Annotated in this window: 10 protein-coding genes; 4 read left to right on the plus strand and 6 right to left on the minus strand. The window is 41.1% G+C overall.

Features of this window, described 5'->3' with window-relative positions; all coding sequences use genetic code 11:
- Positions 1–537: 537 nt before the first annotated feature.
- On the minus strand, positions 538–2,580 hold the full coding sequence (gene uvrB / locus HMPREF9969_RS11520) for an excinuclease ABC subunit UvrB (RefSeq protein ID WP_009436070.1): 2,043 nt from the start codon (positions 2,578–2,580) through the stop codon (positions 538–540).
- Between the two features lie 150 nt (positions 2,581–2,730).
- Here uvrB and HMPREF9969_RS11525 point away from each other — a divergent pair, with 150 nt between their 5' ends.
- The 3 genes from HMPREF9969_RS11525 to HMPREF9969_RS11535 are packed head-to-tail and all read left to right on the plus strand — an operon-like array spanning position 2,731 to position 4,383.
- A complete protein-coding gene (locus HMPREF9969_RS11525) occupies positions 2,731–3,555 on the plus strand; it encodes an outer membrane protein assembly factor BamD (RefSeq protein ID WP_009436027.1) in 825 nt (274 codons plus the stop codon).
- A gap of 31 nt (positions 3,556–3,586) precedes the next feature.
- On the plus strand, positions 3,587–3,928 hold the full coding sequence (locus HMPREF9969_RS11530; RefSeq protein ID WP_004383432.1) for a DNA-directed RNA polymerase subunit omega: 342 nt from the start codon (positions 3,587–3,589) through the stop codon (positions 3,926–3,928).
- Positions 3,929–3,930: 2 nt separating this feature from the next.
- Positions 3,931–4,383: a DUF4293 domain-containing protein gene (locus HMPREF9969_RS11535; RefSeq protein WP_009436011.1), complete on the plus strand. Its 453-nt coding sequence runs from the start codon at positions 3,931–3,933 to the stop codon at positions 4,381–4,383.
- 509 nt (positions 4,384–4,892) lie between these two features.
- Here HMPREF9969_RS11535 and nifJ read toward each other — a convergent pair.
- Both nifJ and HMPREF9969_RS11545 read right to left on the minus strand, forming a co-directional pair.
- Positions 4,893–8,468: a pyruvate:ferredoxin (flavodoxin) oxidoreductase gene (gene nifJ, locus HMPREF9969_RS11540; RefSeq protein ID WP_009436008.1), complete on the minus strand. Its 3,576-nt coding sequence runs from the start codon at positions 8,466–8,468 to the stop codon at positions 4,893–4,895.
- Between the two features lie 49 nt (positions 8,469–8,517).
- Positions 8,518–9,702 (minus strand): ATP-binding protein, encoded by a 1,185-nt coding sequence (locus HMPREF9969_RS11545; RefSeq protein ID WP_009436023.1) that lies wholly within the window; start codon positions 9,700–9,702, stop codon positions 8,518–8,520.
- 156 nt (positions 9,703–9,858) lie between these two features.
- On the opposite strand from HMPREF9969_RS11545, the gene HMPREF9969_RS11550 reads away from it, so the two are divergent.
- Positions 9,859–10,935 (plus strand): hypothetical protein, encoded by a 1,077-nt coding sequence (locus HMPREF9969_RS11550; RefSeq protein ID WP_009436020.1) that lies wholly within the window; start codon positions 9,859–9,861, stop codon positions 10,933–10,935.
- A gap of 32 nt (positions 10,936–10,967) precedes the next feature.
- Here HMPREF9969_RS11550 and HMPREF9969_RS12930 read toward each other — a convergent pair whose 3' ends face one another.
- The 3 genes from HMPREF9969_RS12930 to ppdK form a co-directional block, all read right to left on the minus strand.
- Positions 10,968–11,153, minus strand: coding sequence for a hypothetical protein (locus HMPREF9969_RS12930; protein WP_155716402.1), 186 nt, complete (start codon positions 11,151–11,153; stop codon positions 10,968–10,970).
- Between the two features lie 119 nt (positions 11,154–11,272).
- Positions 11,273–12,409 (minus strand): porin, encoded by a 1,137-nt coding sequence (locus HMPREF9969_RS11555; RefSeq protein WP_009436063.1) that lies wholly within the window; start codon positions 12,407–12,409, stop codon positions 11,273–11,275.
- Between the two features lie 832 nt (positions 12,410–13,241).
- On the minus strand, positions 13,242–15,968 hold the full coding sequence (gene ppdK / locus HMPREF9969_RS11560; protein WP_009436064.1) for a pyruvate, phosphate dikinase: 2,727 nt from the start codon (positions 15,966–15,968) through the stop codon (positions 13,242–13,244).
- Positions 15,969–16,030: the final 62 nt, after the last annotated feature.

A 16,030-nucleotide genomic window follows, 5' to 3' on the forward strand; every position in this document is an offset into this window, starting at 1 on the left:
AGGGGAGTGAAGACCACACAGGACCACAGGCAGGGTAAAAGCCCCACCCAAGAAAGCCTCCCCAAGCCCCTCCAAAGGAGGGGATGTCCCTAAGTCCGCTCATATATATATGGTTATTTCAAACTGTATGCAATAAGGACATCCCCTCCTTTGGAGGGGCTTGGGGAGGCTTTCTTTAGTGTCGGCTTCTATACCACGGGAGCATTTTTTAGATTGATTCAGGGTATCAATCGTTCTGTAATAAGACAATTGATTATATTAATTGTGAAATTAATGTCTTTCAAAACTAGTGTATTAATTTGGTTCTCTCGCTTCCGTGGAACACTGCCTCACCCCAAGCTAACGGGGTGGGGCTTTTGTATGAGACAGAAGAACATGGGATTTAGAGACAAAATGACAGAAGAACATATTATTTAATGACATAAGTTTTGGAGACAGAGTAACAGAGGAACATAGGGGCATGGTTACATATTAAGGCAATATGTTCGTGTGTTACTCTGTCTTTAAAGTATGATATTCAGTCTAAGGATATTGTGTTTATTTTGTTTCGAGCTGCTTTTGTAGTCGGATAATCTCATCACGATATTGCGCAGCTTGTAAGAAGTCGAGGTCTTTCGCAGCTTGTTTCATAAGGGCTGTTGTGTTGGCAATACTCTTCTCTAATTGCTCTTTCGTCATCCGCATAACGATAGGATCGGCTGCAAATGCCATTGATTGTGTAGGTTCGGTATATATGCCTTTTGCTCCTTTAGCAAAGGGAAATGCTTGTGCCGTTGTAGAGCGTCCCGTTGTTGGCAAAGTATCCTTAATCGCCTTGACAATTTGCTTTGGTGTGATGTGATGTTCCTCGTTATATTTGAGCTGTTTCATGCGTCTTCGCATTGTCTCATCAATGGTTCGCTGCATACTTTCGGTTATGTTATCGGCATACATTATAACCTTTCCGTTTACGTTACGGGCTGCACGTCCGGCTGTCTGCGTTAGACTTCTATGACTACGGAGGAATCCTTCTTTGTCCGCATCAAGTATGGCGACAAGCGATACTTCCGGGAGATCAAGTCCTTCACGCAGTAGGTTCACACCAACAAGGACGTCATATAGACCTGCTCGCAAATCATTGATGATTTTGACGCGATCAAGACTGGCAATGTCACTATGGATATAGGCTGTTCGGATGTCATGATTGAGTAAGTATTCCGTCAACTCCTCCGCCATTCGCTTTGTTAAGGTTGTTACCAATACTCGTTCCTCCTTTTCTGCACGAATAACAATCTCGTTCATTAAATCATCAATCTGATTCTCTGAAGGACGAACCTCAATCTCGGGATCAAGTAATCCTGTAGGTCGAATTAATTGCTCAACAACAACACCTTCTGATTCTTTTAACTCATAGTCAGCAGGTGTTGCAGATACATAGATAATTTGGTGAATCAAGTTATGGAACTCTTCAAACTTTAATGGTCGATTGTCAAAAGCCGCAGGTAAACGGAATCCATATTCAACAAGGTTTGTCTTACGTGCTCGGTCACCACCGTACATTGCCGAAATCTGAGGTACGCTTACATGGCTCTCATCAATGACCATCAGGTAATCTTTTGGGAAGAAATCAAGTAGGCAATAAGGTCGCTGTCCTGCCTCTCTACCATCGAAGTAACGCGAATAGTTCTCAATACCAGAACAATGACCAAGTTCCTTAATCATCTCAATGTCATATTCAACCCGCTCCTTTATGCGTTGTGCCTTGATATTGTCCCCCAGTTGAGTAAAGAAGTCAACTTGCTTTACCATATCATCCTGTATCTGTCGGATAGCACCTTCTGTCTGTTCTTTTGATGTAACAAAGAGATTTGCTGGATATAGCTCATAATCATCAAAAGTGGCAATTCTATGGAATGCTATTGGGTCAACTTCTTCGATAGTATCAATCTCATCGTCCCACCAAGTAATGCGCAAGATATTGTCATTGTAAGCCATTGCTATATCGACAGTGTCTCCTTTTACTCGGAAGTTTCCGCGTTGTAAATCAATATCATTTCGCGTGTATAAGGAATCAACGAGGCGTCGTAAAAACTCATTTCGATCGATGATTTGCCCTTTCTTGATATGGATGACATTCTCCTTCATTGCGATTGGAGCACCCATACCATATATACATGAAACAGATGAGACTACAATTACATCTTTGCGACCTGATAATAGAGAAGAAACAGCAGAAAGTCTTAGCTTGTCTATTTCATCATTTATAGCAAGATCTTTCTCAATGTAAACATCGGTTGTTGGTAAGTAAGCTTCAGGCTGGTAATAATCATAATACGAGACATAATATTCCACAGCATTCTCTGGGAAAAACGCTTTCATTTCCTCGTAAAGTTGGGCTGCTAGAGTCTTGTTATGTGATAGGATAAGCGTTGGCTTATTCACGTTTGCAATCACATTGGCTACTGTAAACGTCTTACCTGATCCCGTTACTCCTAATAAAACTTGGCTTTTATCTCCACGTTCTAATCCCTCGGTCAATTCCTTAATAGCCTCGGGCTGGTCACCCGTAGGCTTATATTTTGATGTTAATTTGAAGTTCATTATATCTGTAAAAAGGAGAACAATCTTTGGCTGGCAAAGGTACGAAAATCAAGTGATAGTATCTCATTAATAGTGATTTTTTGCTAAAAAAGCAAGGTGCCTTTGTGTATTTATAGAATAATGTGTAACTTTGCATTTCAAAATTAATATATGAAGAAGAGTTTTTTAATAGGCATTTGTGTTGCTTTGCTCTTAACAAGTTGTGCTCATGAATATAATCAGGTCTACAAGACAACTGATAACAATTATAAGTATGAGTTTGCTAAAGAGTGTTTCGCAAAGGGTAAATACGGCTTTGCTGTTCCTTTGTTACAGGATCTTGTAACAATTGAAAAGGGTACTGATAATGCTGAGGAATGCCTTTATATGTTGGCAATGGGTGAATATGGATTGAAGGACTATGAAGCTGCTTCAGAAACTTTCAAGAAGTATTACCAAACTTACCCACGTGGAAGGTATGCTGAAATGGCATCCTTTTATATTGGTCAGAGTCTTTTTGAGGGTACGCCAGAAGCACGTCTTGATCAGACTCCCACAATTGCTGCAATTGCTGCTTTCCAAGATTACTTAGATATTTTCCCAGAAGGGAAGATGAAGAGTACAGCTCAACAACGCCTCTTCGATTTGCAGGATAAACTTATTCGTAAGGAGTATCTGAATGCAAAGCTTTATTATAATCTCGGTTCATATTTTGGTAATTGTACCAGTGGTGGCAATAATTATGAGGCATGTATCATTACAGCTCAAAACGCTTTGAATGATTATCCTTATAGTAATCTTCGTGAAGATTTTTCTATCTTAATCATGAAGAGTAAATATGAGTTGGCACAGATGAGTGTTGAGTCAAAGAAGTTACAGCGTTATCAAGATGCGGAAGATGAATGTTATGGTTTCATCAATGAATACCCTAATTCGAAAGAGCGCAAAACTGCCGAGGATTTCATAAAGAAATGTAAGCAGATAACAAAAGACTAGAAATTAAAGACTTAAAAATATAATAATTAGAATGGATTACAAGAAGTCAAAAGCACCGTCAAATACGGTAACCCGTGATGTTCAAGAACTTTGGAAGGGTACAGGTAATATTTATGAGAGTGTTGCAATTATTTCTAAAAGAGCGAACCAGATTTCTGTTGAGATAAAGCAAGACTTGAGTAAGAAACTTGCAGAGTTTGCTTCTTATAACGACTCTCTCGAAGAGGTTTTTGAGAATCGTGAGCAGATAGAAATTAGCCGCTATTATGAGAAGTTGCCTAAACCAACATTGTTGGCTACGCAAGAGTTCTTAGATGGTGATGTTTATTGGCGTGATCCTTCTAAGGAGGCACAAGAAGAGGAAGAATTGTAATTATGATACAAAGGAAACAAACAATCTTCTTGTTTCTGGCATTGATAGTAACGCTTGCCTGTCTTTGCCTACCGATTGGTAGTTTTGAGCCACAAGGGATGGGTGCTGATAATCAGTTGATGAATCTTTGGCTTACTGATGCAAACGGAGGAAGGAACTTTAATGTTTGGGCATTGTTTGCTATACTTTTAGTTACCTGTCCAATAGATTTGTTTGCAATTTTCGACTATCACAATCGTAAGCGTCAAGCTCGTTTCTGCTTGTTTTCTATGTTGATGATTATTGGGTGGTATGTTGTATATGGTGTATTCAGTCAGGTGTTAATGACTGGGTTTACTTTCCATATAGAATTTGCAGCATGTCTGCCACTGATTGCATTTATTCTTTTATGGTTGGCTCGTCATGCTATTCTTGCCGATGAAGCTTTGGTAAGAGCAGCTGATAGAATAAGATAATAACATTTTATTATAATATAATATGGTATCAAAGGCATACTTTAAGTAGCTTTTGATACCATAATTTTTTTGATTCTTGCATGAAGAACTTCACTTTGACGAAAGTATATATTGTGGGGCACAATAGTACATTTTGTGGGGCACGAAAGTATATATTGTCACGGACACGCAATGCGTATTTAGTTGAAGAATGAAGGCTCGAAAGATTATTGAAAATGAATAGTAAGAAAGGTGCAATAAGAAACGCAAAAAAGAGTTCGCGAACAATCACCAAATTGTTCGCGAACTCTTTTCAAATTGTTCGCGAACAAAATCGAAATTCTTCGCGAACAATTTTTTGTTTGTTCGCGAACATTTTAGAGAGTTCTTTATGAATCGTTTGAAAGACCGTGATAAGCAACAAGTTATGTTGAATGAAAAAGAGGAGTTTTCTCTATCATAGAGAAACTCCTCTTTTAAAGTGTTATATAGTGTAATTAACTCTATATCTTCATTATTCAAAGAAGGTTTTATGCCTCTTCGCTCCAGTCTTCCTTGGTCTTGCGAACATAGCTCTTGTAACGGAGCTTAGCCATATCCTCACAAGCCTTGAAGAGCTCTTGACCCTCGTTTGGATAAGCTTTGAGGACAGAGAGGAAGCGAACCTCACTGTGAAGGAACTCTTGGAACTTGTCCCAATCTGGAGCCTTAGAGTCGAGAGAGAATGGGTTCTTGCCTTCTTCTGCCAACTGTGGGTTGTAACGCCAGAGGTGCCAGTAACCACAAGCAACAGCGTTAGCCTCTTGAGCCTGGCTGCGACCCATACCACCCTTAATCTTCAAACCATGGTTGATACATGGAGAGTAAGCAATAATGAGTGATGGACCTGGGTAAGCCTCAGCCTCACGAATAGCCTTTAAGGTCTGTGCGTTGTCAGCACCCATAGCTACCTGAGCTACGTAAACATAACCGTATGTAGTTGCCATCAAGCCTAGGTCCTTCTTGCGGATACGCTTACCCTTAGCAGCGAACTGAGCGATAGCACCGAGTGGGGTAGACTTAGAACTCTGACCACCAGTGTTAGAGTAAACCTCAGTATCGAGTACTAAGATATTAACGTCTTCACCAGAAGCGATAACATGGTCGAGACCACCGTAACCGATATCGTATGAAGCACCATCACCACCGATGATCCACTGGCTACGCTTAACGAGATAGTGGTCGAGAGTCTTCAACTCTGCACATACAGGACAACCCTTTGCTGCACCAGCCTCGATTAATGGTTTCAACTTAGCTGCTGCAACCTTAGAAGCATCAGCGTCATTCATGTTGTCAAGCCACTCTTGAGCTGCTTCCTTGAACTCTGCAGATACGTGATCATCAGCCATAGCACCATTAAGGAGTACGACGATGCGCTCACGCATCTTCTTGTTACCCATTGCCATACCCATACCGAACTCGCAGAAGTCCTCAAACAGTGAGTTGTTGAATGCAGGACCATGACCTTCCTCATTAGTTGTGTAAGGAGTAGAAGGTACTGAAGCAGAGTAGATAGAAGAACAACCAGTAGCGTTAGCAATCATCTCACGGTCACCGAAGAGCTGTGAAACGAGCTTAACGTATGGAGTCTCACCACAACCAGCACATGCACCAGAGAACTCGAACAAAGGCTGAGCAAACTGAGAGTTCTTAGCGTTTGACTTGATATCTACCAAGTTCTGCTTGCTCTTAACGTTCTTAACAAGATAGTTCCAATCGGCTGCACGACGTGTAGCTTCCTCTTCACCTGCAACAAACTGTGTCATTGACAATGCCTTGTTACCCTTCTTACCTGGGCAAACATCAGCACAGTTGCCACAACCAGTACAGTCGAGAACAGACACCTCGATGCGGAATTGCATACCCTTGAGCTGCTTTGGAGCAAGGATATCAAGTGTTGGCTCGTTGAAGCCAGCCTTCTCTGCCTCATCCAAAACGAATGGACGGATACAAGCATGAGGACAAACGAATGCACACTTGTTACACTGGATACAGTTCTCTGCATCCCATGCAGGAACGAAAGCAGCAACACCGCGCTTGTCGAAAGCTGCTGTACCAACTGACCATGTACCATCTACGGTGCCATGATTAACGAAATCAGAAACCTTCAAGAGGTCACCTGCCTGTGCATTCATAGGACGAACGAGTTCCTTAACGAATGCTGGAGCGTCGTCAACCTTAGCCTCATCGTCTGGAAGGTTTGCCCATGCTGGGTCTACAGTCAATTGTTTGTACTCGTTACCACGATCAACAGCAGCGAAGTTCTTGTCTACAACGTCCTGTCCCTTCTTGCTATAACTCTTAACGATGAACTTCTTCATCTGATCAACAGCAAGGTCGAGAGGGATAACCTCTGTGATGCGGAAGAAAGCAGACTGTAGGATGGTGTTGGTACGATTACCAAGTCCAATTTCCTGAGCAATCTTTGTTGCGTTGATATAGTAAACGGTAATATTGTTCTTAGCGAAGTAACGCTTTACCTTATTAGGTATAAAGTTTACGAGTTCATCACCCTCAAAGATTGTATTCAGCAAGAATGTACCGTTCTTACGCAATCCACGTGTTACGTCATACATGTTCAAGTAAGCCTGAACGTGGCAAGCAACGAAGTTAGGAGTATTTACCTGATAAGTAGAACGGATTGGGCTATCACCGAAACGGAGGTGAGAACAGGTGAAACCACCTGACTTCTTAGAGTCGTAAGAGAAATAAGCCTGGCAGTGCTTATCAGTGTTGTCACCGATAATCTTTACTGAGTTCTTGTTAGCACCAACTGTACCATCAGCACCCAAACCATAGAACTTAGCCTCGAACATGCCTTCACCACCCAATGGAATCTCCTCAACCTCTGGGAGAGAAGTGAAGGTTACGTCATCAACGATACCTACTGTGAAGTGATCCTTTGGCTCTGGCAACTCTAAGTTGTTGTACACAGCAATGATCTTAGCTGGTGTTGTATCTGCAGAACCAAGACCATAACGACCACCAACAATCAGTGGCTTGTTCTCAACATCATAGAAGGCACTCTTTACATCGAGGTACAGTGGCTCGCCCTCAGCACCTGGTTCCTTTGTACGGTCAAGTACTGCAATACGCTTAACAGACTTAGGAACTGCAGCGAGCAAGTGCTTAACAGAGAATGGACGATAGAGGTGAACGGCAATCATACCAACCTTCTTACCCTGAGACATCAAGTAGTCGATAGCCTCACGAGCTGCCTCAGTTGCTGAACCCATCAAGATGATGATGTTCTCAGCATCCTCAGCACCATAGTAATCAAAGAGGTGATGCTCACGACCAGTAATCTTGGTCAATTCGTTGAGATAGTGCTCAACAACCTCAGGTACGTTTTCGTATGCACTGTTAGATGCCTCACGATGTGTGAAGAATGTCTCAGGGTTCTCAGCTGTACCACGAACTACTGGACGCTCTGGAGTCATTGCACGATCGCGGAAACGCTTAATATCTTCCTCGTCAACCAATGGACGGATATCTTCCTGGTCAAGGCACTCAATCTTATGATACTCGTGTGATGTACGGAAACCATCGAAGAAGTTGATGAATGGTACTGATGTCTTCAATGAAACAAGGTGAGGAACTGCAGAGAGGTCCATAACCTCCTGAACAGAACCTGAACAGAACATAGCGAAACCTGTCTGACGGCAAGCCATTACGTCCTGGTGGTCACCGAAGATACAAAGAGCGTGACTTGCGAGTGTACGTGCTGAAACGTTGAATACACATGGCAAAAGTTCACCAGCAATCTTGTACATGTTAGGAATCATCAAGAGAAGACCCTGTGATGCGGTGAAGGTTGTCGTGAGAGCACCAGACTGCAGTGAACCGTGTACGGCACCAGCTGCGCCACCCTCTGACTGCATCTCCTGTACGCTAACAGTCTGACCCCAAAGGTTCTTACGACCACGTGCTGACCACTCATCAACGTGTTCAGCCATAGGAGATGATGGAGTGATAGGATAGATAGCTGCTACCTCAGAGAACATGTAGCTCACGTGAGCAGCGGCTTCGTTACCATCACAAGTGATAAACTTCTTTTCTTTAGCCATTTTGAAATTTATTAAATGAAAATTGTTTTATAATGTTTTTGGTCTTTTTCTAATAAAGAAATCCCATTAACCAAAGTGGTACTTGGTTATCTTTCCCAACTTCAGTATTATATTTTGCGTAGATAGTGTCATTACTGAATCTAATTTTATTATTCTCAGCATCACATATCTTGACTTTATGCTTTTGATTGAGAATGTAAGTTCCTTGCTTTCCTCCTTCATTGATAACACAAGTTTCTTGCATTGTATTAACAAAGAAAGTCTCCATAAGTTGTTGCTGTTCCACCTGAATAGGATAGATTGCATACATCAGATTTGGATTCTGTAGTATCACCTTCGATGGTTTCTTGGGGAACTCTTGTCCAACAGGATAAACCAGATTAATAAGTCTAGCATCAGTAAGATTTTTGATGTAATTCATCACTGTTGCACGACTTGTGTTTATTTCTTTTGCAAGGTTACTGATGTTGGGAGCTTTTGTTCCTTCAAGTGCCAAGAGGTAAAAGAGCTTCTTTATCTTAGTCAGATACTTTAACTCTATTTGCTTGATGAGTAAGATATCAACCTCAGTCATCATATTCATCGTCTTCAGAAGATTCTCTGAAAAGTTGCGATGTTCTAAAAAGAAAGGATAAAAACCATGATGAAGATAGTCAAGGAAATACTTTGTCGGACTAACTTTAGATAAGATTTGATTGGTAATCTCCTCGTGGTTATTTAGAATCTCTTCTAATGAGTAAGGCTTAAGTTGTAATCCTGTTTGTAAATTTAAAAACTCTCGGAAGGAGAACCCACGTAGATTATAGCTTTTGACGATACTGTTTAGTTCTGGATTCTCTTCTTTCAGTCTCATCACGCTTGACCCTGTAAAGACAATCTGTAAATTGGGGTAATTATCATAACACCGCCGTAGTTCACGACTCCAATCGGGCTGCTTAAATACTTGGTCAATCAACAGAACCTTTCCTCCATTACGATAAAACTCTCCAGCGAAGTCCGCAATTCCTCTACTTTGAAAATAGAAGTTATTCATATTTACGTAGAGACATTGCTTGTCTGTAGAACTATAACGCTCCTTTGCATATTGTAGCAAGAATGTTGTCTTTCCCACGCCTCTTGTCCCTTTGATACCTATTAGTTTGTCGTTCCAATCTATCTCATCCATGAGACAACGACGAACAGGGGCATTGGTATGCTCCACTAGGTATGAGTGAGTACGAAAGAATGCGTCCATCTTGTTCTTGTCCTATTTTTGTATTATGCACTTGCAAAGTTACAATTATTTCTTTGATTTGCAAACTCTAGATAGCAAAAAATGTTATTTTAAGGTATTTATTTTGTATTGCATTTGGTTTAATGTAACTTTGCATGACGTTAAAAATAAAGTACGATGACACTACATATATTCAATCCGGAACATGATATTGCATTAGCTTATGATAATAAGTACTTTACAGCCCCCCATGCAGGTAGGCAAATGAGGCATGATTTGGATTATTTGCCAGTTCTATGGGCTAAAGATGGCGATTATATTCTAGTAGAGAATGTCAATTCTGCCCGAATCCACGCTCGACGCTTTATGAGTTATGGTCAGCAAGTTCATTTTATTGATAGTGATAATATAGAACAGATTATTGATGAAGTGACAGAAGTAATGCCATGGGGTTGGGATTCTGCAATCAAGTTCCAGTTGGAACAATTAGGGATTAAAGCTAACGTATTACCCACGGATGAAAACCTATCAGCAATTAGAGAACTTAGTAATCGGGAGTATGCTTCACACGTTTTGCGTGAATTGCGAGAGTTGTTGGATGAGGATATATTAATAGGTGAATCGTTTTGTGCAAGGAATGTAGCAGAACTTACTTCTCTCTTAGAGAAAATTGATAAGGCTGTAATAAAAGCTCCATGGAGTAGCAGTGGGAGAGGTGTTCGTTATATTGATACAATGATAGACCCCGCAATACTTAATTGGGCGAACAACGTTATTAAGCAGCAAGGGAGTATTATGGTTGAGCCTTATTATAATAAGGTGAAAGACTTTGGGATGGAGTTCATTGCTGATAAAGAGGGTATTCATTATGTAGGTCTATCAGTGTTCCATACAATGAATGGAGCATATATAGGCAATAGTCTTGAGAAAGAAGAAGTTAAACAAGGACTTCTCTCTACCTATATCGCAGTACCAGTGCTAAATAATATAGCACAGACGTTGGAAACTCTACTATCGAAACAGCTAACAGGCATTTATTATGGAGCATTAGGTGTTGATATGATGATTGTAGCTAATGGGAGTAGGGGAGACGTTGGTTTTAAGTTGCATCCTCTCGTTGAGATAAATTTGCGTCGCACAATGGGGCATGTTGCCTTATCTCTTTCGAATAAAAAGAGCTTCCAACATAAGATGATGCGCATTGATAATGACGGCTCGCACTATCATCTTCATATCCTAAATAAAGATCGGTAACAAACTCTTAAAGCCTATCGCCGCATTTGTGATTAGTTGTTATATATCCACCATACAAGATATAGTAAGCAGATTGCAGCAATGGTCGCAACGAACTTTAGAACTTGATTGATTTTATGTCTGCGTTGTGCTCCTTTAGATGATATCGTTGTATGACGCCCAATTCTACTATTAGAATGGCTTTTATGGTGGTGTTGGTGATGGTGTTCTGTTGTCATCTTTTTTGGTTCTCTCTTTAATGTGTATTCCTTATAGTATCCACTTTAGTCATTATGGATAGATTGCAAGGTATAATAAAATACGGACATGTACGAACATATCCGTATTTTATTGTCTATCAGAAGCGGAAACTTAATTCCACATCAAACATAGAATAATTAGGATTAGCCTGCAGTGCGCGTTGTGATCTATCATGTACATAAGAATAGATGCCACTCAAAGCTAAGTTCTTTGTAAACTCATAATCAAGACCAATATCATATTGAGTACGCTGCTTTTGTGCGCCATCCGAAGGCTGATACATATCATATCTTGCCTTTGCATGCAACTTATTAGGGATGATAGGAGCGATAACCAGTGCATATACACCTTGTGCCTTATTACCATCAGCACTGAGGCTGCAATCCTTTGCAGCTGCATCATCCGTGTTACTCAAAGACTTAGCAAAGGCATAACCCGTAGAGTGGATATACTCAGAACGCAATGTCCAATCATTCGCTTTATATTCAGCCGAGAAAGCATAACGACGTTGCTGCAATTTGCGTACACCGCTTTGTACGATACCCGCATTATCTGTCCATGTGCCTTTTCTTGCGTATGAGCCCGTCCAACCGAACCATCCTAGGCGTAAACCATTAACGGGCATAACCCATACACCACCGATGATATTCTTCTGTTGGTCAACATCCTTAGTATTAATACCTTGACCATTGAATACTCCTACCTGATAGTGAACAAGGTTGCGCCCCGCATTATTCTTTAGGAAATCACCTTGCACTTGAATACCAATATCACGCCCATTTGAAGGGTGCGCACCAGCTCTGTCAGAGAAGCTGGCTAACTTCAATACACTTTGTGCAACACTCATGAAGCCCTGATCGATAGGGTGAATAGGGTTATCGAATGTAAATGGATTCTTGAATTGTCCCAACTTTACACGGAAATAATCGTACTTCTGCCACTCGGCAAAGAGGTCAACTACACGAGGTGAAGCCCCTAAGGTTGAAGTATTGCCGTTTACTTGTAATTGTGCTTTCCAATACCAATCATCTAATATGCGACCATCTAAAGACACACGAGCTAATCGAAGATTAAAGCTGTTCGACTTGCTCGTCTTACTGTTGTGCATACCATTGTATTGATATTGAACGATACCGAAGCCAGATAACTTTACATTGTTTATCCACTTCTGCCCTTGCGCATAACTTATGATGCTACTAAACATCAATGCTGCTAAGATAATTGTTTTTCTCATAAATTGTATATTTTAGGTGAGATAAGAGCTGCTGTAATGATACTTAGAGTATTAATGCTGCAAAGATAGTGCTTTATCGGATAAGTGCAAAATAATATCCTGGTTTTCTCTCTATGTCATCGTCTAACCAATACCTAGCTTATTCTATATACTATAAAGCTGATAAACTTTGTACAACAAGGGTGGCATAATCCGATGTTATATTATCTGTTAGGCTCAATCATAAGTATATGTTCTATCAATGACAACTAATCAATAGGCTTTTATACAAGCGTGTATAATCAATTATACAGACGTGTATAACCAATTATACAAACGTGTATAACTAATTATACAGACGTGTATAATTTTGTTCTCTAACTTAAAGTATGACGGGATATATACTGTCTATCTGACAGAATGTGTATTATCAGCTGATGATGCTTCCTAGTCTGACGAGATTCCTCCTTATTATATTAGCTGAATCCATAGACACTCTTTGTATAAGTCTACTAGATAATTAAACGCAAATGGTGTTTCTGTGCTGGAAAGATAGATACTGAACCTTTATTGAATATACCGAGCTTATGACAACGTGATAAGCCCATTAATCATGGCATTGGATTAGACAAAGAGAAAGAGAGTGTTTCGCACAGGTTAAGCCCTGCGATACACTCTCTTATGTTGATCATTTAATTCGTAGTTGTTGATATTTATTTAAACGAATTGAAGTCTTGTTTATATTCAACAAGATGCTCTTGCTTACATTGAGGTACTCCCTTTTTATAAAAATAGGCGGAATACCTTTGTAAATACATTGGTATGCCGCCTAATAAGATTTATTTCTAAGAAATTACTTCATTTCTTCCACTGCTGCCTGTGCCGCTGCGAGTCTTGCGATTGGCACACGGAATGGAGAACAGCTAACGTAATTGAGCCCTACATGATGGCAGAACTTGACAGAACTTGGCTCACCACCATGCTCACCGCAGATACCACACTTGAGGTTCTTGCGTGTCTTACGTCCTTTCTCAACAGCCATTTGAATCAACTGACCAACACCCTTCTGATCGAGAACCTGGAATGGGTCAACATCAAGAATCTTCTTTTCCAAGTAGCTTGGCAAGAAGCTAGCAATGTCGTCGCGGCTATAACCGAAGGTCATCTGTGTTAAGTCGTTTGTTCCGAAGCTGAAGTACTCAGCCTTTTGTGCGATGAGGTCGGCAGTTAGAGCAGCACGAGGGATCTCAATCATCGTACCCACCTTGAATGGAACCTCTACGCCTTCTTTCTTGAAGAGCTTATCAGCTGTCTTACGAATGATGTGCTCCTGTATATCAAGCTCATTGACGATACCAACCAATGGAACCATAATCTCTGGCATTGGGTTAAAGCCTTCCTTCTTCAACTGGATAGCAGCACCGAGGATAGCCTTTGTCTGCATGGCTGTAATCTCAGGGAATGTATTGCCCAAACGACAACCACGTAGTCCTAACATTGGGTTATGCTCTGACAGAGAACTTACACGGCTCTGAATGAACTGAACGCTTACACCCATCTCTTGAGCCATAATCTCTTGACCCTTTAAATCATGAGGAACGAACTCGTGCAATGGTGGGTCAAGCAAACGAATGTTTACTGGCATACCATCCATACACTTCAAGATACCATAGAAGTCTTGTTTCTGATAAGGCAATAGTTTATCGAGAGCCTTCTCACGATCTTCTGTGCTATCAGCGAGGATCATCTCACGCATAGCCTTTATCTTTTCGTTCTCGAAGAACATATGCTCTGTACGACAAAGACCGATACCAACAGCACCAAAGTTGCTTGCAACCTCTGCATCGTGTGGAGTATCAGCATTGGTGCGTACAACCAATTTACTATACTTCTTACAGAGATTCATTAACTCGGCAAAGTCGCCAGTTACCTCTGCTGGGCGTGTCTTCACTTCACCTGCATAAACCTCACCAGTAGAACCATTTAATGAGATGTAATCACCTTCACGAATGATTGTTCCATCAATCTCAACAGTACGAGCCTTGTAATCAACCATAATTGCACCTGCACCACTGACACAGCACTTACCCATACCACGAGCAACAACTGCTGCGTGTGAAGTCATACCGCCACGAGCTGTCAAGATACCTTCTGCTGCTGACATACCTGCGAGATCCTCTGGAGATGTCTCAATACGCACCATAATTACCTGGTGACCATCCTCATGCCACTTTGTTGCATCATCAGCAAAGAATACTACCTGACCGCAAGCAGCACCTGGTGAAGCTGGCAAGCCACGTGTCAATATATGTGCTTGAGCGCGTGCTTCCTTATCGAATACTGGGTGGAGAAGTTCATCAAGTTTATTTGGCTCACAACGCAAAAGAGCTGTCTTTTCATCAATCTCACCTTCGTGAAGTAAGTCCATGGCTATCTTCACCATTGCAGTACCTGTGCGCTTACCATTACGAGTCTGTAAGAACCAGAGCTTACCCTCTTGTACGGTGAACTCCATATCCTGCATATCGTGGTAATGCTTCTCCAACTTATCTTGAAGAGCATACAACTGGGCGTATAACTCAGGCATAGCTTCTTCCATTGAAGGGAACTTCTTGCGACGGGTTTCTTCGTCAATATTCTGCTGCTCTGCCCAACGCAATGAACCTTCCTTTGTAATCTGTTGTGGTGTACGAATACCTGCTACAACATCTTCGCCTTGTGCATTGATAAGATACTCACCATTGAAACAATTCTCACCAGTTGCAGCATCACGAGAGAAGCAAACACCTGTTGCTGATGTTTCACCCATGTTTCCAAAGACCATTGCCATAACTGTAACGGCTGTGCCCCATTCTTGTGGAATGCCCTCCATCTTACGATAAAGAATAGCACGCTCATTCATCCAAGAATCAAATACGGCGCATACTGCACCCCACAGCTGCTCCATTGGATCGTCAGGGAAGTTCCGACCTGTTTGCTCTTTAATAGCATTCTTAAATAAAGTCACCAGTTGCTTCAACTCTTCAACCGTCATTTCGTTATCGAGTTTGATACCACGCTGTGCCTTTACTTGCTGTATAATAGCCTCAAAGGGGTCAATATCTTCCTTATTTACTGGTTTCATGCCCAATACGACATCACCATACATCTGTACGAAGCGACGATAGCTATCGTAGGCAAAACGCTCATTGCCTGTCTTCTTTGCCAATCCCTCTACAACAACATCGTTCAAACCAAGGTTGAGGATTGTATCCATCATACCTGGCATTGACGCACGTGCACCAGAGCGTACACTCATAAGAAGAGGATTAGAAGGGTCACCAAACTTTGAGTTCATCAAAGATTCTACATGCTTAACGCTATTCTCAACCTCTGATTTCAATAAGCCAACAACTGTCTCTTTACCCTTCTCAAAATACTCGTTACATACATCGGTAGTAATGGTGAAACCTGGAGGAACAGGAACACCGATAAGATTCATTTCTGCTAGATTAGCTCCCTTACCACCGAGGAGATTTCTCATATCAGCCTTACCTTCTGCCTTACCATTACCGAAGGTATAAACTCTTTTTTCGCTCATAATTATAATTGATAATGTATTTTAGTTATTTATCTCTACGTGCAAATATACCAATAATTAGG

Origin of the sequence: Prevotella sp. oral taxon 306 str. F0472, from assembly GCF_000257925.1 — a bacterium.
Classification (GTDB): Bacteria; Bacteroidota; Bacteroidia; order Bacteroidales; family Bacteroidaceae; genus Prevotella; species Prevotella vespertina.